Raw genomic sequence first — 20,466 nt, 5'->3', positions numbered from 1 at the left:
TGTATTCTCCATGTTTTACCTATCGATTTGACATTGCGCTTTTACCTACGAAGCAATTTCTGCTTCTATAAGCTTTTGAATGTATGTACTACTTTCTTTGTTTAGCTCATGAAAGAAAGCCATGCTCCTACATTTCTTATACTCGACGCCATCCATCATAAATGCATATCCTCCAGGGCATGTAGGGGAACATGTATCTCCAATTAATTTTTTACAATCACATGCTTTGATAATTTCTTTTTTCATTTTGTCCGGGAAATTAGCCAAAATTGACTCATACCTTGCAATACCTGCTGTATATATTCTCATTTTAACCCCAGACTTTCTAAACACGTAATTTAGCAATACCTTTCCTGTAGAAGGTGAATTGTAAGATGTAACAAACCCTCTTTTCGCTTCTTTAATTACTCTCTTACATCCTTTTTCAGTCAAAAGTTTGTCCAAATCGAGAACAAATCCCTGCATATCGGCCGGAACATCATTTAAAAACGTCATAAACTTTTCGTCCATATCATACTTCTCCTTTTCTTGCTGTAAGCAACCAAATTTCAAATCGCGCCTTCTTCGGTTCAAGATTCATTGCTAAATTAATTTTATCACAGCACCGTCCTTTGCTCTACTAAGAATTGGCTTCAGCTACAACAACTAAACGCCAGCTGTTTTCATTATAACTATTCATTTTATAATCTCCGCTTAAGCATTAGCTTTATAATTCTCCTCTAGCTTCCTTCCAGTCCACCAACAAATTATAACGTTTTGTTTTGAAACGTAGAACACAAAAAGAAGGATCTTCCGGTCCGCTGAAATGATTGGCTAAACCATCATACCACATTTCCTTTTTTATCTCCGGGTCGGTCAATACTTCCATTTCCCCAACCAATGTGATATTGTAGTCCTCCGCATTAAAACAAACACTGGCTCTGTTACATTTATTAATCCGGTTAGTTTTGGTTCCACCTAACCCGGTACAGAAAGTAATCCAGTTGATTCCATCAGCTTTTGAAGCAGTGATTGTAGATACTGTCGGATAATCATCCATGTCTGTCTGAGCCAATACGCAGTAGGTTCCTTCTCCTGTGTTTCTTTCAATAATCTCCCCTGCTCGCTTAAGTATATCCTGATTCATTTTGTCCCTCCTTAGATTTTTCAAACATAATGTTATCTTCAAATGCTTTTACTATCACTAACCGCCCATTCCCTCTTTATATAAGTAAAGCAAGGTGGACTTCAGATATTTCCCCTGATTTCAAAAGAATAATTCGCTTTGATTAATCATCCTTTCGAAATACCGGAATTTTTACTGTAACCGCCCCGCTGCCATTATCATCATTCGATAATATAAGTTCTCCCTTGCATTTTGTAATAACGGTGTTTGCAAAAAACAAACCTAATCCATGATGCCCGGTTTTTGACCTACTTTCATTTTCCATAAAAAATTGCTCTTTTCCATACTTCAACGCCTTTTTAGAAAATCCTTTGCCCTGATCAATTATTTTGAAAGTCAGTTCACAATCATCCACTGCAACATATACAGCAATTGTTGACGCTTCCGGAGAAAAGTCAAATGCATTTTTGATAATATTCATTATTGCACGTTCGAATTCATTTTCAGAACCTTTTATATAGAGATTATCTTCAACATCTATTTTCCAAACTATGTTAATCTTTTTTGCTTTACTTAGAGCCTCGCTTTGCCTTTTCAAAGAATTCAGTACATTTATAACCTCGATATTTTCACTCGGATGTTCTTTATCAATTTCCTTTTTTGTAAGAGTCAATAATTGTTGAATATATTCATCCATTTGGTCACTGCTTTCCACTATATAATTGCAGTAGTCTTTTTGCTCCTTTGATAACTCTGTTTCCTTAAGTAATTCGGCATTTCCTTTGACTATAGTAAGAGGAGTTTTTATATCATGAGCTAAAGCTGAGACCTGTTCCCTCTTTTGCTTCTCCAACAACCATTGTTCCTCCAACGCAATCTTTAAAGAGTTTTTCATCCTATCAATCCCGTTAAGGACCATGCCTATCTCTTCTATATTACTATTGCCTGCCTTAAAATCTAAGTTCTGCTCCTGTATTTTTTCTGTTGCTCTAAGAAGGGATTGCAATTCAATATTAACCTTTTTTGCAAACCGATTAGACCACAAGACAATTGTTGTAATAAGTTGAAGCAAAAATAAAGATACACCAACTAATTCTACATTGGGTAAAGCTTTTCTCAATAAATCATTTCTTAATTGCATCGTCAACGGATAGCTTATAATCAAGATATCCTTTTCTCTTACAATGCCAATAATATAATTTGACAAACCTATTGAATTATCCCCTTCATAATAGGCATTCCAAATCTTTTTCTTATTCTTAGAAGGTAAATTTCCGTATAAGTATTGTCCATCTTTTGAGTAAACACCAAAACTGCACATTGGTGTTAATAGCTCCATTGTTACTTCAGGTGCATCCTTTAATTCTTCATAATTCTCTTTAATTACTTTTTCGGAATAATTTGCCAGATACACCATTGTGGCCGAAGTAAATGCTAATATGAAGTAATTGGCTAACAGTAAAGCAATAATCTGAGCCCCAAGAGATATAACATATTCAATAAAAATTGTTCGAAGTTTTTTGCTTTTTTTCATTCCCATTTGTACCCTATTCCCCAAACTGTTTTAATTGGTTCTTCTCCAAATTGCATGAATTTAGCTCGAATATTTTTTATATGCTCAACAATTGCACTTAAATTGCTCTCCTTTTCAAACCCAAAAGCATATTCAAATATTTGCTCCTTTGAAAAGACTTGACCATGATGAAGAGCTAAATACTCACTTATTTCATACTCACTCTTGGTAAGAGGAACCTTGTTATCGAGTACGAAACACTCCTTGGCAGATATTGAAAATCTGACATTTCCTATGCTGACCGAGTGTCTCTTTTCTCTTTATTCTCTTCTAATATGAGCATCCACTCTTGCACGAAGCTCTTGAACCCCAAAAGGTTTTGTCAAATAATCATCTGCTCCCAATCCCAATCCCTTAATAATATTCGCTTCCTCTGTTTTTGCTGTAAGAAATAAAATAGGAGAATCTACTTTGAACCGTATTTGAGAACATAATTGAAACCCATCAATACCGGGCATCATTATATCCAGAATTATTAGGTTATAGTAATCTAAATTTTCAGATAAAACATTTTCCGGATTCTCTATTTTCTTAACAAAATGTCCGCTTTTACCAAGGATATTCTCAATCAAATCCAGGATTGCTTTATCATCATCCACAACTAAAATATTAGCCATATAAACCTCCTATTCCTCCAACTTATGCCCTTCCCATCTTGAAAACCATACTAACATAATTATAATGGATAAAACAGTTGCAACAATAGATATAATAATTCCTAAATGTAAATCCGGCTCGATAAATACACTGCCCGCACTTTTATACTTCATCAGCAAAGATTCAACAAATCTCATGCTCCAAGTACTTGGGACAAAGGGCCATCTGCCGTCACCCATGCCTGTTAAAAACAACCCTGATGCAAGAGATTCAGAGATTCCCACTCCGATCGAAACTCCCTTTGAAAATCTAAAACTTAAGAAGAAATGCAAAACATACTGAAATACATTGCTGCCTATTAGAATTCCGACAACCGCCAAATTTATATAACCGGGATAAATATTATCGTCTATAAAAGAATAACCTATGTAAAAGCCCATAACTGCCAATAGAGTACTTAAAGTCCCCAATGATAAGAACAATATTAATTTACTGGCAAAAGCTAAATACTTTGGTTCCGAACCGGTTAAAATATTCTGAAATCCCCCTGCGGTATATTCTTGATCCGCCACCATTGAAGTAATTATTCCAATTAGTATAGGAAAAACCATGCATAAAACTTGCAAATAGGCTGATATCTTGCTAAAACTACTCCACGGCGAAATAGAATAATATCCTAAAAATATAATCAATCCCAGTAATGGAATGCAAAAGTGCATCCATATCATTTGAGTGGATTTCAATTTCATTATATCAGCTTTTATTAGCTTTATTAATTGCAACATTTATTTCACCTCTTTTTTATCAAACCACACAGTAGTCAAAATAGTTAATATAATGAAGACAATTATGTTGATAATCGTATCCGTTACTATCAAATCACCATTTATCAATGGACTATCTGCCTGTACCGGAAGGCCATTGGGCAAAATGTGAAGAATCGGTACCATTAATGCAGAGGATGCTGCGTAAGGCGAAAACTTTAAAATTGAATTTGTACCAACACTCACCACACCAATCATTGTCATACCTATATTAAAAAGAACGGCAACAAACATATTGAATTGGACGGTCAAAAACAGACTAACAGGAATAGTAAATAAAAAAGTGAGTATCAATATAACAGTTGCAAGCATATTAGCTTTTAAAGGGATAGTAGAACCAAAAAGAAAACCAATGACTTCAATTCCCACCGCAAATATCAAACTGGAAAATGCCAGTAAAATGCTAACATATATTATCTTCCCCACCCAGACAGAAGCTTTACTTTGAGGATATAATAGCACCCCCTTATAGGAAAGGCTCTTCTCTCTTGTAATCACTTGAGCAGAAATAATAGACAACATTCCTGGAAGAAACATAACATACCACCAGTTGTATGCTCCATTTTGTCCCCCACCCCATAAAACACATATTAAAAGGGTGAATAATGGCGTTATTAAAGCAAATTTATTTATAGTTGTTCTTTTACTCTTTTGAAATTCAGATTTTATTATTTCCAACATTAGTTTTCACCTCTGTTTCTTTTTATAATTTCCATAAATAATTTTTCAAGATTGTCATCTTGATTTATTTTGCCGTTATAACCGATGATTCCATTTGAAATAATACCTATTTCATCAGCTACTTGGGCAACTTCCGATAAAATATGACTAGATAAAATTACTGTAATGCCTTTTTGGGGAAAGGTTTTAATTAGTTCTCTTAGCTCTTCAATCCCAATTGGGTCAAGACCGTTGGTAGGCTCATCAAGAATAAGCAGCTTTGGATTATGGATAAGCGCCATGCCAATTCCTAATCTCTGCTTCATCCCCATAGAAAAATTCTTCACTTTCTTTTTGCCGGATTTCTCAAGACCTATAATATTCAGTACTTCTTCAACCCTTGGCTTGGGAAGCCCACGAAGTGTACAAGCAACATTTAAGTTTTCCATTGCAGTTAAATTTGGATATATTGCAGGATTTTCTATTAATGCCCCTATATCGTTTAAATCTTTCCTTGCCCACAGATGATTTTCAAATAGTATTTCCCCGGAAGTTGGTTTCATAATCCCTTAATCATTTTTAATAAAGTTGATTTTCCTGCACCGTTGGGTCCAAGTAAACCATAGACAGAATTCTTCCTGATGGATAACGAAACATTATTTACGGCTGTTTGACTCTTAAACTTTTTGGTCAGGCCCTTTACTTCCAAAATATATTCTGACATCCTAATAACCTCCCTAATTTCACCTTGTATTTAATCAATAATTTAAGTATAAAAGGTAATTATAAGGAATTTATAAGGATTTATTATGTTGCAACATATGCATATGAAGGGTTTAAGTCGAGGTGACGAAAGGTTACTGCTATTAATAATACACAGAACAATAAAGATACTTTCCTTTTAATGTTTTTGCAACAGCACCAAATCGGGCTTCCATTGTCAAGTGTTTGATTGTCTGTTCCTAAGTTCTTCATAGGCACTATTCAATGCTTCAGCCAATAAAAAAACATTCGTAATAGGGTCACCTTGAAGTTCACCCATTTGCTCCTTCTGTTCCCATAGCCGTCTAGCTGTTCGAATAGCAAAGTCTTGGCGTTCTTTCAAGAGTTCATACATTCCCCTTGTTCCATGTGTATAACATATACCTAAATATTCACTTAGCTTTTTGTCATACTCGGTTTTATTGATGGCTCCTGTTACCATTTGAAAATGCAGCAAAAACCACAGTTCAAAACACTGGACAGAATAAATTGCATTAAACTTCTTAGCCCTTGCCGCTTGTATGGCACGATTAAGGCCGTCAGAATCTCCATCACAGTCAAAAACACACCAAACTTCATTAGGAGAAATCGTCCCATATTTCTTTTTTAATTCAACCCATACCTTGTGAGCCTTTGAGACTACTCTTTCATGTTGCCCTGCTCCCGATTCAATATATACAGCACCACAACTATAGTGATATCCTCTATCCGAAGCAGCTCCCAATTTACCATAATAAGGAAAAGACTTGAAATAATCGTCCTCTGTAACTTCTCCTTCGCAAACAATGAGAAAAAACGGACTAGGGCGTATATATTTCTTTTGTCTTTTATAACTGGATATATCTCACTTTTTGCCCACAATACAACCCCCCGTCTATTTTTATATACTCAAGTTAAACTCTCCCAGATATGGGATAGCACCAAAGCGACCGGCTAAATAATTGTTCAAATAATTAAAATTACTTCTAATATCCAAATCAATGTCATATAAACTGTACATACCGCTTTCACCATATTTATTCTTTTCAATAAAATATATCTGGTCTCTCCGTAGTAATTTAGGGTTCATTAAAAGTGTATTATGGGTAGTGAAAATTAGCTGTGCATTACGCGGATTAGTCTTAGAATTGTTGAAAAGTCGAATTATCCTTTCACATAATAATGGATGCAAGGAACTTTCGATCTCATCAACCAGAAGAATACCTCCTCTCTTTAGGACAAATAAAATCGGGAACAGTAAGGCGTATAGTTTCACAGTTCCTCTCGATTCCATATCCAGTGGAAATCTTTCTTCGTCAACAACATTATACCGTTCATCATACTTAAAATGATGCATATATGTTTCCAACTCATTAGACTCAACAGGTTCAACACTTTCACCCTTTTGCTTCATAAACTCAATAAATTGGCGAAGGAATTCATCTTCATCAGTCTTCTTTTCGATTACAGAAATACCTACAATACCAATATCTGCATCTTTTAAGAAAGATAAAACCTCTTCTTTGGAAAGAATCTCACTCTCGGATCCCTTTAAAATCTCTTCTTCTATCATACTTTTAAAAAACATCTCCGGTAAATTGCTTGGCCGTATGTAAAATTTTAAATAATTAACAATTTCCTTTGCCCAAGTAAATTCTTTAATCGAATCCTGGGCCAATGTAAATAAGAATGGCCTCGTTGCATCGGGTTTTATATAATCCAAGGCCTTTTTGTCCTCAAAATATGTTCCTGTACGAACGATTTCATTCCTTTTCCTTTCAAAATAGCATGCCTCTTGCCTCTTAGGTACAAAGTACAACCATTCCGAATAAATGCCTTTACTGTCTATCTCAATACCATAGCGATGGCGTTTACCATTCAGGAAAAATGATATTTCAAAAGATACAGGCTTATTGTGACTTTCTGTGTCAAGTTTGAAATATGGTAAATTAGCTATCATTTTATGAGTATCAGCATATGATGAAAAAATATTATTAAAAAAAACAAACGATTGAATTAAATTCGATTTTCCACTGGCATTAGCACCAAAAATCGCAGCACTTCTTAACAGAGTCATATTTTCATATTGAAACAGATTTGCATCTGATAACTCTCGATTCTTGTCAGCCACCATTGAAAGAATAATCTCATTTTTATATGACATGAAATTTTTAACTCTATACTCAATTAACATGAAATTCACCCCCTCATTTATTAAATAATAACACTTTTTCGCATCATTCGCAATATTTTCGCGACATTTTATCATAAATTAGACCTCCACTTTCAAAATTCTTATATCATATTATTCACACCATACAGGAAAATATACAAAACATTTCATATCCTCCTCTTGATTAATTGATTCTAATAATTAGGTAGAAGGTTTCACATTAATTAACGGCAATGCCTCCTACTTTTTCGTACTCCGTCAAGCATGGAATAATATACATTTAATTGAAATAGATAGAAAGACACATTTACTTCTGCTATAATTGCAGAAAATGCGAGTATATGGAGAAAAATCAACAAATGCACTTCTTAACTTAAAAGATTCAGTTGTTGGTAAACTTGATCAAAACGGTGATGGGGAATTGGTATAGACGATATTTTTGCTTTAGCAATGCTATTGCTTATACACCAGCTCATGCAGGCATTTCAGTGGAAGAAATCGATAAAATTGCAGATGAAGTAATAAAATTTGAACGCAACTGTGTATCCGGAATATCAACAGCGCTTGGTGCTCCAGGTGGCTGGGCAATGGCAGCAACAATTCCCGCAGATATTGTTCAGTATTACGGTTATACACTTCGTGCAATGCAGAAATTACTGTATTTATATGGATTCCGGAACCCCATTGCTAATCCCTGACAGAGTAAAACAGTGGGGTTACCGTCGTCTGGTCATCAAATCGCACATGTAGTTTCCCCTCATACGATAATCTGGAATTGGAAAATAATCACATGGTTACACTCCTTGTAGCTGCAACCCCAAAAGTGAACAGCCCGTTATAGTCCCTTTTCCGTATCAGATTCGTAAGCATGAGCGCGACAATAACATAGCAAATTAGTTCAAATGCATTAAGCCAATTCATACTCATATTATAGTTTCTCACTTCCATACTTCATTGGTGTAAACCTTATCCCGTTTACCGTCTGCTCCGCATCAGTTGGAACAAATCCGAGACTCTTGTAAATCAAAACAGCATAGGGTGATGAATTTACCGTAAACTCCTGCTTTTCATAATCTTGCCGCATACGCTCAAATAGTTTTCTTCCGATGCCTTTTCTGTGATATTCTTCGTCCACAAAGAACAGGCTGATGTGCTGCGGCTGACGCATCGCTAGCACACCTATCAGCTTTTCCTGGTGATAGGCTCCGTAGAATCTCATTCTGCCAATGAACTCCGAATTATCCAGTGCACTTCTGAATTCATCGATGCCTTCATCTGAATACTCTGGTGCCTCGTATTTAAGAAACACCTTCCATGCCAGATCGCAAGCAGAAGGTTTTTCCTGTTCGGAAAGAGAACGTATTATCAGCCCAGACTGCCATTGTTCCTTTGTGAGAACATTTGCATGTCCTATCCGTGTTTCTCCCATCAACGGCACCGGAACATCATTGCAGGTATGGTGATAGATAAACCCGCACTTCTCCTGAACGCGCTTAGATTTTTCATTTCCGTCATAATAGCCACACCATATGGTGGTCATCCCTAAATCTTCGAATCCATGGCGAAGAATTTCCCTGACGGCCTCAGTCATATATCCTTTACCCCAGAAAAGTGCACTAAGCCAATAGCCCAACTCGCATTCGTCATCCCTATCTGTCATATCCGTGTGTCCATTCAGCTTAAGTTCAATACAGCCAACAGCAACATTATCCGTTTTCAGGCATATAGCATAGCATTCCGAGCCGCTAAACACGTTTTTTATCACATTAAGGCTTTCATCCACACTCTTGTGTGGCGGCCATCCGGCAATGGGACCGACTCTAGGATCTTTCGCATATTCGTATAACTTTTCTGCATCCGATTCGCTCCACGGACGCAAGATCATTCTTTCTGTCTCTAACATCACTTTCCTCCTTTTGCGACAATAAAGAAGCGATTAAAGCACAAAATCACTTCTCCATTATTCATGACAGGATAAATCTCCTGTACTCGCTTTAGTATTTCTCCCTCAAACACCGTCTGCTGTTCCGGGCTTAAAGCCGCAAGATACGGACGGAGCTTTGAACCCTTTACCCATTCGATCAGAGCCTGATGGTCCGAAAGATTGTGGTAATACTTTGTTTCCCAGATTTGAAAGCTGCTACTACATCTACTCAACAGATTAAAGTACTCTTTTGGAGTCAATTCGTCGTTATACTCTATCTGAATATTCTGAAAACCCCACTTTTCATCAGCTGCAACATCTGCAATGATCTGATACAACGGTTCCTTCCCGTTCATCGGAAACTGTGCAGCAAATACTCCTCCGGGATTCAACTTATCCATCAGCATCGGAATCAACGACTGATGATTGGGAATCCACTGCAGACAGGCATTTGAAAAGAGCAGATCATATGTCCCCTCCAAATTTTTGGCATCTTCTTTACAGAAAGATATTTCCGGATGTTCTTTCTTTGCTCTAGCAATCATATCGTCAGAACTGTCTATTCCTATGATCTTTGCCTGAGGAAAAGTCTGCTGGACGCGAATTGTACTGTTGCCGGGGCCGCAGCCGATGTCGACAACATTCTCAGGTTTAAAATCTCTGATTCTGTTCAATAGATCAATGATTGGCTGATTTCTCTGGTTTTCAAATATCAAATATTGTGCAGCATTCCACTCAGTTCTCATGTTTTTCCTCCAAATTAAGATTTCTATTTTCTTTAAACAATATTTTTACTTTCCTTTCATTTCTATCTTTTCAGCGTCACTCCATGACGGGCGCCAACCTTAATTGCTGTTTCTTCATCCTTTGATAAATGCACATACAACCTGCTCTTTGGCATTAATCCCTGTACATCGATGGATTTAATATATTTCTCTCCTGTTCCATGCCACAATATCTCCGGTGGAACCACTTCATCCAACTGTACATCCACAGGAATAGAATGTCCCTGATTTGCACGTATCAAAGTCTTATCCTCATTGAAAGAAAATCGCTGCTTGTCATCTGTGCGTACAATATCCTCCAGGATTTCTATATTAAATTCCTTTTCAACAGAAATACCCGCAATCAGTTCATCAACGTTTGCCCATCCATGTTCATCCAATGATATACCTATTGTCTCCGGTTTATGTCTTAGAATAAGGCTTATAAATTTACTTAAATCTGTTTTATTCATAGTAAAAATGATTACCTCCACTTTCTCCGGCTTATCTACATTGGAATTGTTCTGACTAAGGCGACAGCACCAATATTTAAGGAATCACAAATTCTCCACATCAAAATCCACATTAATTGCAGATTTTAGCACTCTTCCAGTTCCAATCAGCAAATCATTTTAATGCTTGTTAAATGCCATGATATTCAGGTCCATAACACTCACTATATACAATATCTTCTGAAAATGTTTCTTTGCCTACTTCTATATTTTTATTAATCCATGCATGAAAATAGTTTCTAATTTTTCGAGAGCAGGTCAACATATTATATCTGTTTTCAGTAAGCCATAAATATAATAGTCGCACCATGTATTGACCATTTTCCCTTGTCGAATCATACCCTCTCGGGTAAAACCACACTTTTCAAGAACCTTCCATGAGCCAACATTTCGAATGTCTACGTCCGTCCAGATGCGTTGCAGCTCCGTATGAGTAAAGCAGAAATCAATGATTGCTTTCATCGATTCTGTCGCTATTCCTTGATTTTGATAAGCGGGAGCAATCCGCAGAGCAACCTTTGCCATGCGATTATTTTCGATTAGATAAATCCATGCTTCACCGATGGCCTTATCACTTTCGTTCACTGCAATACCCCAATGAAAGCTCTTTGTATTTTTCTCAGCCTTTTCAAACAGCAGTTCCGGATTTTTATCCGTCTTTCCCGCCGGCTTGCCCCAGTAGGTATACATTGACTTATCAGGCATCCATTCTTTCAGTGCCGGAATATCAGACGGAAGTAACTGCCTCAATGTCAGTCGTCCAGTCCTCAAAATAGGTTTGTTTACAATATAATCTGCAAGTGCCATAATAATCCCCCTTAAAAGTTAAATTCTTTCGCCCAGTCAAATACTCCACTTTCCTCGAAGGATTTTGGCCAATGACCACACCAATCCGGTGTAATGGGATTCTCTACTCTGTCAATACTTGGAGTATATGGCTTGATATCAAGAATAGTACTTCCATTATTTGCATCCACATAAGTAAGTCCAATTGTACCATTTGTCACGTCAATAAATGTAATTTGGGCATTTGACACTCCGATAGGATTTGGTCTTTCCGGAGACCGAAGCGCGAATACTCCTATCTCATCAGGTCCATTCTTATAAGGCTTCTTCTGAATCAGCATTGCTCTGTCTGTTTCATTGTCACAACCATCCATCCACCAAATAATCTGCACATGGCTGTAATCTTCAAGTCCTTTTAGTGCTATCGTATACTTTTCATCAAGTTTAATGGCAACATCTCCATTTTCATTTTTAATCTTTCCGATGGGAATTATTTTAATCTTGCTCATTGTGAACCTCCATAAATTTATTCTCATCGAGCGCCCGATATTTTAATTGTACAAAGTATAAGCTATACTTCAACTACTTTTTTTAATTTTTTTCAAAATCATAAAGTAAAGCTCCTAACCATTAGAAATTCATCCAATGACGGGAGCCTTTTTTAGCTATATTTCAGCAAATCCTTTTTCTGTGTTACAAATAAACGGCCTAACGTCAGACCAGCTATCACCTGTTTTTAACATTTTCACTTAAACTTAGACATCAAATAACGTAAAAATCTGGCGTTACTACATTTAACAATAACGCTTATCACTAAATATGCCATTGGCGTTAATATTATATTAGTTTATTCTTTAATTCTATTATTCGGGCTTCAATTATTGAAATTACTTTCTTAAATTCCTCATCACTTTTCCCAGTGGGATCATCTAGCCCCCAATCCTCTCTATGTTTGCAGGGAAAGTAGGGACATTTAACATTGCACCCCATTGTAATAACAATATCTACCGGAGGAATTTCATCAAGCAGCTTTGAATATTGGGTTTTCTCCATATCTATATCATAAAGCTCTTTTATTAGACGCACAGCATCCTGATTAATTTGAGGTTTTGTTTCTGTGCCGGCAGAGTAGCTTTCAAATATATCTCCTGCCAAATGCTTACCTAGTGCCTCAGCTATCTGACTTCGACATGAATTATGAACACAAATAAATGCGACCTTAGGTTTATTACTCATTAGCCATACCTACTTTCTTTCCGGAAACCGATACCTTGTATTATTAGCCATCTTTACAAGTATCAACATAACAGGCACTTCTGTAGAACCCCCTACAATGGTGGCAAGTGCAGCTGGGCTTTGCATACCAATACCTGTATTTTTTTCTTTACTCATAACCATTACTCTCTATTTTAGCAACATTCCTCACCGCTTGAGCAATCACAGCTGGGCTCACTTCCGGTAAGCCATCCCATAATCACTGCTGAGGCACATCCCACTCCAGCGTCAACAGTGATGGCAGTTGCAGGACAATTTTTCGCGCACGCGCCGCACTCCATACAACTGTCTTTATCTTCAACCTGTGCTTTATTTTCGTTCATACTGAAAACTCCATGAGGGCAAACCTCAGTGCATCTTCCGCACCCAATACATTTTTCAGCCGACAGACCAAGCGTTGCGACATTTTTCAAATATCTATGTTTCATAGCATCCTCCTTTATACCCAAATACTATTTATCAGCAGCAATACAAGCCCTATTACGGCTGAAATAGCAATAAGCGGCACAGCTATTTTCATCTCTTTGATAACACCGGAAAAGGATGTATATGTTGACGAGCCTGTGAAATTCATCGCCAAATAAGCCGATAATGACGGCAATACCAACAAATACCCTATGGCAAGAAGCAAGTATGGAGGAGCAAACCAGCCGCTATACCAGATAAATCCGGAAGTCCATAACAGCCCCGGCAGCCACCCCTTCCATGCAAAGGCTCTGCCGGGAACCACGGGAAGAATCAAAGGCGTTAAGACAGCTCCCGTTACCACAGCACCCGTATAGGCAATGAAATCCTCAAGCCCGAAAGGTCTTGTAGCAAACAGGTTTAGGAGAAACATTACGCCGAAAACGATCAATGAAGACTTTGCGGTAGCCACCAACTCTACTGGAGTGAGAACCAATCTGTCCCACATTGTAAATTTCACGGTACGCATTTCTTTTGAGGCTTTAAATCCTGAATCAAGAAATGCCTTTATATCCTTCGCCATCACAGGTCCGTAAACCACAGAAAATCCGGTTTGTTTTGTTACTTCATGGGCACTCACACCGGGCGCCCCCAACTGCGGCAGCACCAATTTCCTGTGGGATACTATCTTAGACAGCCCGGTCTTCGATATGCGGTTCACCAGTTCATCAGTTCCGAATGTTCCTTTACCGGCAGCACACCAGACATTGATGCCCTTTGTGTCAAGTATCAAAATCCAACAATCCAGATCCGATAACTCTTTCCTTAAAGCATCAAAGGTCAACTTGTAGTTGGCGCTTACCAGCACAGGCGATGTATGATCAGGCTTACCTATAGCGTAAAGCCCCGGATTGATCTTGTATTTCATCCTGCCAATACCCCAGCGCACCTTCCAAGCTCCGAGCAAGTCTTTGAAGTGAAGATTTGCTGAAACCACCGGCACACTGCCTTTAGGAGTATGAATTTCACCCGTTACCCATTTGTCATTTTTATCATATGGCGTGATAGGTTCAATGCTGCAACAACTACTGGCCGAGCAGCAACAAGACTTCCCGTTACTCATTTTTATCACATCCTTTACAACAGTCTACATCTTCTTTGCAGATGCAATTTTCTTTATTTGAGGTAATATTACAGAGAAATTGCTTTATTCTATTGACAGTATCTGTGTCCAATGAGTAATACGTCCATTTACCTTGTTCTCTGCCCTTGACCAGACCGCAATCACACAAGAGCTTCATATGGTGAGACAGTGTGGATTGGGACATCTCAAATTTCTCTAAAATCATACAAGCACATTGCTCACCACAGGAAAGCATATCCACAATCTTGGCTCTTTTAGGATCCCCCAGCGCTTTGAATACTCTAGCATATTCCAAATAGTCTTCCATATCGGCACCTCAAATCTACAAATATCGATATGACTATTATATGCATCAAATCGAAGAGTGTCAATATGAAAACAGGAAGTTATATTGAAGATTTCACAGCTTCCCAATACTCAATTAACAACATTCTTTTTATCAATTGCTCCAATCAATATATCAAGACTTTCTAATACCTGCTTCCGTTTATCTTCAGGCAGCGCGAGGTAAACGCTTTCGAAATAAGAATTCATTCTTTCCTCAATACTTCTAAAAAGTTCATTTCCGCTTTCGGTAAGTGTGATAGTTACATACCTTCTATCTAACGGTTCAATATCCCGTCTTACCAAACCGTTATTTACCAGATTGTTAACCGTTCGGCTCATCGAACTGCTATCAAGATTAAGAATCTCCGAGAGTTCTTTTAAAGAAATGTCCCCTGCTCTCCCTATCTCTACCAAAGCGTGACACTGAGCCATTGTCACTCCGCAGCAAGATGTTTTAAATTCTCCTAATACCCCAAGTTTTCTTTCAAGTATTCTTATAACTTCTCTCAACTGTTTTGAATTATCTATATCACTCATATACTTTTTCTCCCAATCCCGAATTTATTTTGATACCTTAAACCCACCATCAACAAATATCGTCTCGCCATTTATATAATCCGACATGTCGGATAATAAAAACAGCGCCACATTTGCTATATCCTCTGGCCTAGCTATTCTTCCAACCGGGATTATACTTTCGGAGAATTCTCTTATTTTCGGATTATCAAATGACTTTGATGTCATTTCTGTGTAAGTAAATCCAGGAGCTATAGAATTTACTTGTATATTATAGGATGACAAATCCAAAGCCATTGCTGATGTCAACGCAACCACACCACCTTTTGATGCAGCGTAGTCTGCCATGTTGGGCCTAAAGATTTTAGACCTTATGCAACTAATATTAACGATTTTCCCCCTTTTGAATTTCATCATTTTTTGTGTTGTATACTTTGAAAGGATGAAGACTCCCGTTAGATTTGTATCAATTACTTTATTCCATTCAATTATGCTTAATTCATAAAATGGTTTTAAACTTGCATAAATACCAGCACAATTTACCAGTCCGTCCACTCTATTAAACTTTTCTTCGATATTATTTAATACAGTGATTACTTGACCCTCGTCAGTTACATCAAGCAAATAATGTATGTACCTTTCATGGATTATGGAAGCCTTCTTTATGTCTAAACCAACTACTATTGCTCCATTATCAAGTAGCGATTCTGTACAAGCCTTTCCAATTCCTGAATTTGATCCCGAAACAATGAAAACCTTATCCTTAAAATTCATTTTGATTCTCCTATAAATATATACTGCAATTATTGTATCATGCAACTATTGTAATATACAACCATTTTATTATTATATACCGATACGCATTTTGCTAAAATATATCGAATAAATGAGGAAACAGTAACAATTAAGCCAGCATATAAAAATAGAAAACATACATTAGAATATCCTCAACTACATCATTCTACAAAATGGTTGCTGCCATGTCATTTTTTATCGGAATTTCACGAATTTGTGAATAGTATTATGTTTATTATTTTGATTTTGAAAAATGACTATGGTATAATTTAAGAGTAGTCAAATATAGGCATATCGACGTTAAAGGCATCATCAACTTCTGTTCAGTTCTGCTCAGTAAATATTCAGCATACGAAAGGAGAATACAGTAATATGAGAAGATTAAGAAGATTGGCAGTAGCACTTCTTACAGTAGCATTAATCCTTACTTCTATGCCCGCAGTATTCGCAGATAATTCATCTACAATATCAAACGCTGACAAGGCTGCAGCATTAAAAGATCTGGGTCTGTATGCAGGTCAGGACTCAAACGATCCTAAAGTTGGTTTAGAGAATGCATTGACAACACAGGATTCATTAATATTTTTAGCAAAATTATTTGGTTACAACGATGCTGCTAATGCTTTATCTGCTGACCAGGTAGCTGAAGCATTAGCTAAATTTGATGATGCTGCCAGTATATCTGAGTATGCTAAGAACGTAGTTGCCTATTCAGCAGCAAATGGGATTTTAAGCGGCTCAACACAAGATGGTAAATTCTTTGTTGGCGCTAAGGATACTGTTACAGCTGCCAGATTTGCAACATTCATGCTCAAGCAAATGGGTTATACTGTTGCAGATTACAAGGTATCAGTTGAAAAGCTTGCAGAAACTAAAGGAAGCAAGGTCGATGCAACTTTAGCCGGTGATTTATATCGAGATGATGCAGTTGGCGTTATGTATGGTGCTCTAACTGCTGAAAAGGCTAGTGGAAAGACAGTTATCGCCGATATTGTTGATGACAATGCTGACTTAAAGGCAAAGGCCGAGAAACTTGGCTTATTGGAAGTTGCTCCTGTAGTTACTGAGGACTTAGCTGTTGAATCAGTTAAGGCTTTAAACTGTAAGCAGATAGAAATCAAATTTAATCAGGAAATGGATATAGATTCGGCTGAATCTGAGGAGTCCTATGAGATACTGGATAATGGCGAGAATAAAGTGGAGCTTGGCGATAACAGTGCTTCATTAGATTCTGATAAGAAAACAGTTATTATTACTTTAAACAAAAATGTTGCAGATAGGTTGACTAACCCATCTAAAGTAAAAGTAAAGGTCAAACAAGATATCAAAGCCGCTAATGAAAAAAATTTAGGAGAGGATGCCGAATATGAAGTTGAAGTACAAGATGGTATTATTCCTACAGTTACAAGCGTTAAAGCTACAGGAAATAAGAATATAAGAATCACATTCTCAGAGCCTATTTATGATAAGGGTAATGATAATTCAATTGATACAACTAACTTTGCCGTTAAAAGCGGAACATATACATATTATGTTTCAAATGCTACTTTGGAGGACAATAATGTTATTGACTTGACGGTCGGAACAAAATTAATTGAAGGTCCTGTCACTGTTACTGTTAATGACGCAGGTATGGATAACCCAAATTGTATTATGGACTATGCCGACTATAAAGTATTCAAGCAAGAAATAACATTTGACTATGTAAATGATACTTCCGTAGCAGTTATTACTGTTAAATCAGCAACTAAAAACAAAGTTGTTCTTCATTTTTCGAAGCCAGTTAAGGGTTCAGACATCACGTTATATCATTCAGTAAAAGAAGTTGCGTCCAACGGAGCACTGGTTAAAGGGGTTGCTAATGCAAGTGACATCACATTTGAATTTAAGGAATCAAAATTACCAAGTGGAAATGTTAACCTTTACCTGGTGAACAGCACGGATGACAAGAAAAAGTTATCTGATTATTATGATATAAAGATTCCGGACCAGATTATTACTTGTACAGTTGTAATTGATGAAACTGGTCCTACTTATGTCTCTAACAAAGTTTATTCAAACGAATATATCAAGATACAGTTTAATGAAGAGCTTGATGAAGAAGTTGCAAAGGATACGAAAAACTATGAAATAAAGAAGTATAAAGACAATACAGTAATATCTTTCTCAACTGAATTAGATCCTTCAGGGAAAATAGTTAAACTGATAGTAGATCCTAAATTAGAGGATAATACTGAATATCAGGTGACAATAAAAAAGGCTCAAGATATTAGTGGAAACAAAAGTGAAAATGTTGCCGTTTTTACTTTCACGACTGGGGATAACAAACCTCCGGAGGTAATTAAGGATCCAAAGATTTATCCGCATTGTTCTGCAATACCTCAGGATGGTAAGATTTTCATTGTATTCTCTGAACCTATGAATGAATCACAAATGCTTGATAAAGCTAACTATATGGTATTAATAGATGAAGGCAAAAATTATGTGGAGCTCAGTGGTGATGATAAGATTACCAAGGTTAGTGACAGGATAGTTGAAATTTACATTAAGGAACTAGATAATAAGAATGATCCAACTATTAGACCCAGTGTAAAGATAGCTCCAATCATGGATCTCGCAAATAAAAGATTGAATGGTAGTGTTGATGCTGTCACTGTTGACAGTATCGGGTCAGACCATATCATAACAGTTAGATCAGTAGAGTCAAACGTAGTTGTTCTTAATTTTTCGAAGCCGGTCAAGGGCTCAAACATAAAGTTATATTACTCACAAAAAGGCAATGAATCCTACAAGGCAGAAGTTTCAAAGGCTGACTATTCAGATGAGATCACATTTAGATTTAACAGATCATTACCGGTTGGGAAACTTAAACTTTTCCTGGTAAACAGCGAAACTGAAGATGAAAAGTTAGTTGATCGTGACGGCATATATGTGCCGGATCAGTCTCTTACTTGTGAGGTTGAAGAAATACCGACACCAACCCGTAAGGCTTCAACTAATACTAAGACTCCAACTGATACTGATGCTCCTGTTGTTAAGCAAATAATATTGAATGAGAATAAAGGTATAACAATTAAGTTTAATGAAAGGCTTGATGCAGCAACTGCAACTAATCCGGACAACTATGTAGTAAAAACACCTTCAGACATTCAAAGTGAAAAAATATCTTTATCAGCAAGTATAGATAGCTCAGGGAGAACAGTTGAGCTCAAATTCGATACTTTATTAGAAGGCTTGACAGAATATCAATTGGTGATCAAAGAGTACAAAGATGTTTATGGAAACAAAAATAAATCTGAGTATATATATCCTTTCACGACTTTGGAGTGTATATATCCGGAGGTAGTAATGGATCCTGAGAATGGTCAGTATTGTTTTACGGTACCTGAAGAGGGTTTTATTTACATTATATACTCTGAAGCTATGAATGAAGATCAAATGCTTGATAAGGAGAACTATCAGGTTTCAATTGATGAAGGCAATAATTTTATAGCTCTAGGTGATGATGATGCAATTACCAAAGTAAATGAATGGACAGTTCAAATCTACTTCAAGGAATTTAAGGGTACGAATATAGCTCCTTACGTGAAGATAGCTCCGATCACGGATCTTGCAGGAAATAAATTGTATGATAGCGATGAGCATTACATCGTGGAAGGTATTGAGCCGGAATATGTTTGTATTAGTGGCGCTTATTTAATAGCTTCGAACAAGATATTGATTACATTCAATAAGGAGATGAAAAGCGTCGAGGTGAGTGATATTGTAATTAAATTAACAACTCAGGATTCAGTTTATGCTATAGGCTGTGAATCAAATGCTATTAATTCTTTAGGACAAACAGAAGTGGTTTTAATTCTCAACAAAGGATTACCTACTGATGCAGAAGACGATGCGGGAGAACCGATTTACATTTATACTGCTGATAATACATCTTCAGTATCGAAGTGGGGCAGTAAGCTTGCGCCGGGCAATTACTACGGTATTCTTAATGACTGGACACCTCCTGAGATTGCTATGTGGGATCATTCTAATGATGAATCAACTCCTGAAATTGCTTTACGTGGATCAGGATCGAATCATCCCCTGATTTTTACCGCATACTCATATAACCTTAATGTGAAAAAATAGATGGTCGTTAAAGTGTAACCCAAATATCCGACAGTTTAATTAAGCGGATCCTAAGGACTGGATTCGGTATTCAACCGGACTCAGTCCTTTTAGTTTGCACTTAATTCGTTTATTGTTGTAGTAGTCGATACATAAATTCATCATGAAATCGTGCCGGATGCTATGTATAGAGACTAATATGATAATATCCCGGAAATTCTGTAACTTCATCGTA

General features: G+C 36.9%; 21 protein-coding genes and 3 pseudogenes. 2 read left to right on the top strand and 22 right to left on the bottom strand.

The genetic code is table 11. The annotated features are described in order from the left end of the window. Nucleotides 1-45: 45 nt before the first annotated feature. The 9 genes and pseudogenes from EFD62_RS01455 to EFD62_RS01415 form a co-directional block, all read right to left on the bottom strand. The gene (locus EFD62_RS01455) at nucleotides 46-510 is read right to left on the bottom strand and encodes a hypothetical protein (protein WP_069196320.1); all 465 of its coding nucleotides are present in this window, start codon (nucleotides 508-510) and stop codon (nucleotides 46-48) included. Between the two features lie 196 nt (nucleotides 511-706). Further along, nucleotides 707-1,126, bottom strand: coding sequence for a pyridoxamine 5'-phosphate oxidase family protein (locus EFD62_RS01450; protein WP_069194628.1), 420 nt, complete (start codon nucleotides 1,124-1,126; stop codon nucleotides 707-709). Nucleotides 1,127-1,268: 142 nt separating this feature from the next. Beyond that, on the bottom strand, nucleotides 1,269-2,645 hold the full coding sequence (locus EFD62_RS01445; RefSeq protein ID WP_128705635.1) for a HAMP domain-containing sensor histidine kinase: 1,377 nt from the start codon (nucleotides 2,643-2,645) through the stop codon (nucleotides 1,269-1,271). Then, nucleotides 2,636-3,295, bottom strand: a pseudogene (locus EFD62_RS01440) (response regulator transcription factor). The gene EFD62_RS01445 and the pseudogene EFD62_RS01440 overlap by 10 nt, the downstream one beginning before the upstream one ends. Before the next feature lie 9 nt (nucleotides 3,296-3,304). Continuing rightward, a complete protein-coding gene (locus tag EFD62_RS01435) occupies nucleotides 3,305-4,060 on the bottom strand; it encodes a lantibiotic immunity ABC transporter MutG family permease subunit (RefSeq protein ID WP_128705634.1) in 756 nt (251 codons plus the stop codon). Further along, nucleotides 4,061-4,780 (bottom strand): lantibiotic immunity ABC transporter MutE/EpiE family permease subunit, encoded by a 720-nt coding sequence (locus EFD62_RS01430; protein WP_128705633.1) that lies wholly within the window; start codon nucleotides 4,778-4,780, stop codon nucleotides 4,061-4,063. It abuts the gene before it with no gap. Then, a pseudogene (locus tag EFD62_RS01425) lies at nucleotides 4,780-5,483 on the bottom strand (lantibiotic protection ABC transporter ATP-binding protein). The gene EFD62_RS01430 and the pseudogene EFD62_RS01425 overlap by 1 nt, the downstream one beginning before the upstream one ends. 216 nt (nucleotides 5,484-5,699) lie before the next feature. Then, nucleotides 5,700-6,308 (bottom strand): RloB family protein, encoded by a 609-nt coding sequence (locus tag EFD62_RS01420; RefSeq protein ID WP_235832538.1) that lies wholly within the window; start codon nucleotides 6,306-6,308, stop codon nucleotides 5,700-5,702. A gap of 93 nt (nucleotides 6,309-6,401) precedes the next feature. Continuing rightward, nucleotides 6,402-7,694: an AAA family ATPase gene (locus EFD62_RS01415; protein WP_162302496.1), complete on the bottom strand. Its 1,293-nt coding sequence runs from the start codon at nucleotides 7,692-7,694 to the stop codon at nucleotides 6,402-6,404. Between the two features lie 467 nt (nucleotides 7,695-8,161). Between EFD62_RS01415 and EFD62_RS01410 the strand changes: the two genes are divergently transcribed. Continuing rightward, a complete protein-coding gene (locus EFD62_RS01410) occupies nucleotides 8,162-8,371 on the top strand; it encodes a hypothetical protein (protein WP_194087082.1) in 210 nt (69 codons plus the stop codon). A 230-nt stretch (nucleotides 8,372-8,601) separates the two neighbouring features. Here EFD62_RS01410 and EFD62_RS17965 read toward each other — a convergent pair whose 3' ends face one another. The 12 genes from EFD62_RS17965 to EFD62_RS01350 all read right to left on the bottom strand — a co-directional run bounded on the left by EFD62_RS17965 (nucleotide 8,602) and on the right by EFD62_RS01350 (nucleotide 16,100). Next, nucleotides 8,602-9,576, bottom strand: coding sequence for a GNAT family N-acetyltransferase (locus tag EFD62_RS17965; RefSeq protein WP_083225152.1), 975 nt, complete (start codon nucleotides 9,574-9,576; stop codon nucleotides 8,602-8,604). After that, nucleotides 9,576-10,343 carry a methyltransferase domain-containing protein gene (locus EFD62_RS01400; protein ID WP_069194634.1) on the bottom strand — a complete coding sequence of 256 codons (768 nt, stop codon included), beginning with the start codon at nucleotides 10,341-10,343 and terminating at the stop codon, nucleotides 9,576-9,578. The genes EFD62_RS17965 and EFD62_RS01400 overlap by 1 nt, the downstream gene beginning before the upstream one ends. Before the next feature lie 62 nt (nucleotides 10,344-10,405). Then, nucleotides 10,406-10,834 carry an RNA 2'-phosphotransferase gene (locus tag EFD62_RS01395; protein ID WP_083225153.1) on the bottom strand — a complete coding sequence of 143 codons (429 nt, stop codon included), beginning with the start codon at nucleotides 10,832-10,834 and terminating at the stop codon, nucleotides 10,406-10,408. Between the two features lie 297 nt (nucleotides 10,835-11,131). After that, complete coding sequence (locus EFD62_RS01390; RefSeq protein ID WP_069194635.1) at nucleotides 11,132-11,680, bottom strand: GNAT family N-acetyltransferase; 549 nt, start codon at nucleotides 11,678-11,680, stop codon at nucleotides 11,132-11,134. A gap of 11 nt (nucleotides 11,681-11,691) precedes the next feature. Further along, the gene (locus EFD62_RS01385) at nucleotides 11,692-12,168 is read right to left on the bottom strand and encodes a TrmO family methyltransferase domain-containing protein (protein WP_069194636.1); all 477 of its coding nucleotides are present in this window, start codon (nucleotides 12,166-12,168) and stop codon (nucleotides 11,692-11,694) included. A gap of 328 nt (nucleotides 12,169-12,496) precedes the next feature. Next, nucleotides 12,497-12,895 (bottom strand): arsenate reductase ArsC, encoded by a 399-nt coding sequence (locus tag EFD62_RS01380; RefSeq protein ID WP_069194637.1) that lies wholly within the window; start codon nucleotides 12,893-12,895, stop codon nucleotides 12,497-12,499. Nucleotides 12,896-12,904: 9 nt separating this feature from the next. Beyond that, nucleotides 12,905-13,051 (bottom strand): hypothetical protein, encoded by a 147-nt coding sequence (locus EFD62_RS01375; RefSeq protein ID WP_456236575.1) that lies wholly within the window; start codon nucleotides 13,049-13,051, stop codon nucleotides 12,905-12,907. A gap of 17 nt (nucleotides 13,052-13,068) precedes the next feature. Further along, nucleotides 13,069-13,362: a mercury methylation ferredoxin HgcB gene (hgcB, locus tag EFD62_RS01370; RefSeq protein WP_069194638.1), complete on the bottom strand. Its 294-nt coding sequence runs from the start codon at nucleotides 13,360-13,362 to the stop codon at nucleotides 13,069-13,071. Between the two features lie 11 nt (nucleotides 13,363-13,373). Further along, the gene (gene hgcA, locus EFD62_RS01365; protein WP_083225154.1) at nucleotides 13,374-14,462 is read right to left on the bottom strand and encodes a mercury methylation corrinoid protein HgcA; all 1,089 of its coding nucleotides are present in this window, start codon (nucleotides 14,460-14,462) and stop codon (nucleotides 13,374-13,376) included. After that, nucleotides 14,455-14,790: an ArsR/SmtB family transcription factor gene (locus EFD62_RS01360; protein ID WP_069194639.1), complete on the bottom strand. Its 336-nt coding sequence runs from the start codon at nucleotides 14,788-14,790 to the stop codon at nucleotides 14,455-14,457. The genes hgcA and EFD62_RS01360 overlap by 8 nt, the downstream gene beginning before the upstream one ends. A gap of 110 nt (nucleotides 14,791-14,900) precedes the next feature. Next, the gene (locus EFD62_RS01355; protein WP_128705630.1) at nucleotides 14,901-15,347 is read right to left on the bottom strand and encodes a MarR family winged helix-turn-helix transcriptional regulator; all 447 of its coding nucleotides are present in this window, start codon (nucleotides 15,345-15,347) and stop codon (nucleotides 14,901-14,903) included. A gap of 24 nt (nucleotides 15,348-15,371) precedes the next feature. After that, complete coding sequence (locus EFD62_RS01350) at nucleotides 15,372-16,100, bottom strand: SDR family NAD(P)-dependent oxidoreductase (RefSeq protein ID WP_069194641.1); 729 nt, start codon at nucleotides 16,098-16,100, stop codon at nucleotides 15,372-15,374. A 393-nt stretch (nucleotides 16,101-16,493) separates the two neighbouring features. Here EFD62_RS01350 and EFD62_RS01345 point away from each other — a divergent pair, with 393 nt between their 5' ends. Further along, nucleotides 16,494-20,252 carry an Ig-like domain-containing protein gene (locus EFD62_RS01345; protein ID WP_128705629.1) on the top strand — a complete coding sequence of 1,253 codons (3,759 nt, stop codon included), beginning with the start codon at nucleotides 16,494-16,496 and terminating at the stop codon, nucleotides 20,250-20,252. A 39-nt stretch (nucleotides 20,253-20,291) separates the two neighbouring features. On the opposite strand, the pseudogene EFD62_RS01340 reads toward EFD62_RS01345, so the two are convergent. Further along, nucleotides 20,292-20,381 (bottom strand): annotated as a pseudogene (locus EFD62_RS01340) (IS3 family transposase); the annotation flags it as partial. Nucleotides 20,382-20,466: the final 85 nt, after the last annotated feature.

Source organism: Acetivibrio mesophilus, from assembly GCF_004102745.1.
Taxonomy (GTDB): Bacteria; Bacillota; Clostridia; order Acetivibrionales; family Acetivibrionaceae; genus Hungateiclostridium; species Hungateiclostridium mesophilum.
This window is presented reverse-complemented; position numbering and strand designations above follow the sequence as displayed.

What these genes read in the sequence shown, in the direction of transcription:
- EFD62_RS01455 (WP_069196320.1), bottom strand. Translation starts at nt 510, where the DNA reads ATGGACGAAAAGTTTATGACGTTTTTAAATGATGTTCCGGCCGATATG.
- EFD62_RS01380 (WP_069194637.1), bottom strand. Translation starts at nt 12,895, where the DNA reads ATGAGTAATAAACCTAAGGTCGCATTTATTTGTGTTCATAATTCATGT.
- EFD62_RS01400 (WP_069194634.1), bottom strand. Translation starts at nt 10,343, where the DNA reads ATGAGAACTGAGTGGAATGCTGCACAATATTTGATATTTGAAAACCAG.
- EFD62_RS01435 (WP_128705634.1), bottom strand. Translation starts at nt 4,060, where the DNA reads ATGTTGCAATTAATAAAGCTAATAAAAGCTGATATAATGAAATTGAAA.
- EFD62_RS01360 (WP_069194639.1), bottom strand. Translation starts at nt 14,790, where the DNA reads ATGGAAGACTATTTGGAATATGCTAGAGTATTCAAAGCGCTGGGGGAT.
- EFD62_RS01375 (WP_456236575.1), bottom strand. Translation starts at nt 13,051, where the DNA reads ATGAGTAAAGAAAAAAATACAGGTATTGGTATGCAAAGCCCAGCTGCA.
- hgcB (WP_069194638.1), bottom strand. Translation starts at nt 13,362, where the DNA reads ATGAAACATAGATATTTGAAAAATGTCGCAACGCTTGGTCTGTCGGCT.
- EFD62_RS01355 (WP_128705630.1), bottom strand. Translation starts at nt 15,347, where the DNA reads ATGAGTGATATAGATAATTCAAAACAGTTGAGAGAAGTTATAAGAATA.
- EFD62_RS01430 (WP_128705633.1), bottom strand. Translation starts at nt 4,780, where the DNA reads ATGTTGGAAATAATAAAATCTGAATTTCAAAAGAGTAAAAGAACAACT.
- EFD62_RS01350 (WP_069194641.1), bottom strand. Translation starts at nt 16,100, where the DNA reads ATGAATTTTAAGGATAAGGTTTTCATTGTTTCGGGATCAAATTCAGGA.
- EFD62_RS17965 (WP_083225152.1), bottom strand. Translation starts at nt 9,576, where the DNA reads ATGTTAGAGACAGAAAGAATGATCTTGCGTCCGTGGAGCGAATCGGAT.
- EFD62_RS01345 (WP_128705629.1), top strand. Translation starts at nt 16,494, where the DNA reads ATGAGAAGATTAAGAAGATTGGCAGTAGCACTTCTTACAGTAGCATTA.
- EFD62_RS01450 (WP_069194628.1), bottom strand. Translation starts at nt 1,126, where the DNA reads ATGAATCAGGATATACTTAAGCGAGCAGGGGAGATTATTGAAAGAAAC.
- EFD62_RS01445 (WP_128705635.1), bottom strand. Translation starts at nt 2,645, where the DNA reads ATGGGAATGAAAAAAAGCAAAAAACTTCGAACAATTTTTATTGAATAT.
- EFD62_RS01395 (WP_083225153.1), bottom strand. Translation starts at nt 10,834, where the DNA reads ATGAATAAAACAGATTTAAGTAAATTTATAAGCCTTATTCTAAGACAT.
- hgcA (WP_083225154.1), bottom strand. Translation starts at nt 14,462, where the DNA reads ATGAGTAACGGGAAGTCTTGTTGCTGCTCGGCCAGTAGTTGTTGCAGC.
- EFD62_RS01390 (WP_069194635.1), bottom strand. Translation starts at nt 11,680, where the DNA reads ATGGCACTTGCAGATTATATTGTAAACAAACCTATTTTGAGGACTGGA.
- EFD62_RS01415 (WP_162302496.1), bottom strand. Translation starts at nt 7,694, where the DNA reads ATGTTAATTGAGTATAGAGTTAAAAATTTCATGTCATATAAAAATGAG.
- EFD62_RS01385 (WP_069194636.1), bottom strand. Translation starts at nt 12,168, where the DNA reads ATGAGCAAGATTAAAATAATTCCCATCGGAAAGATTAAAAATGAAAAT.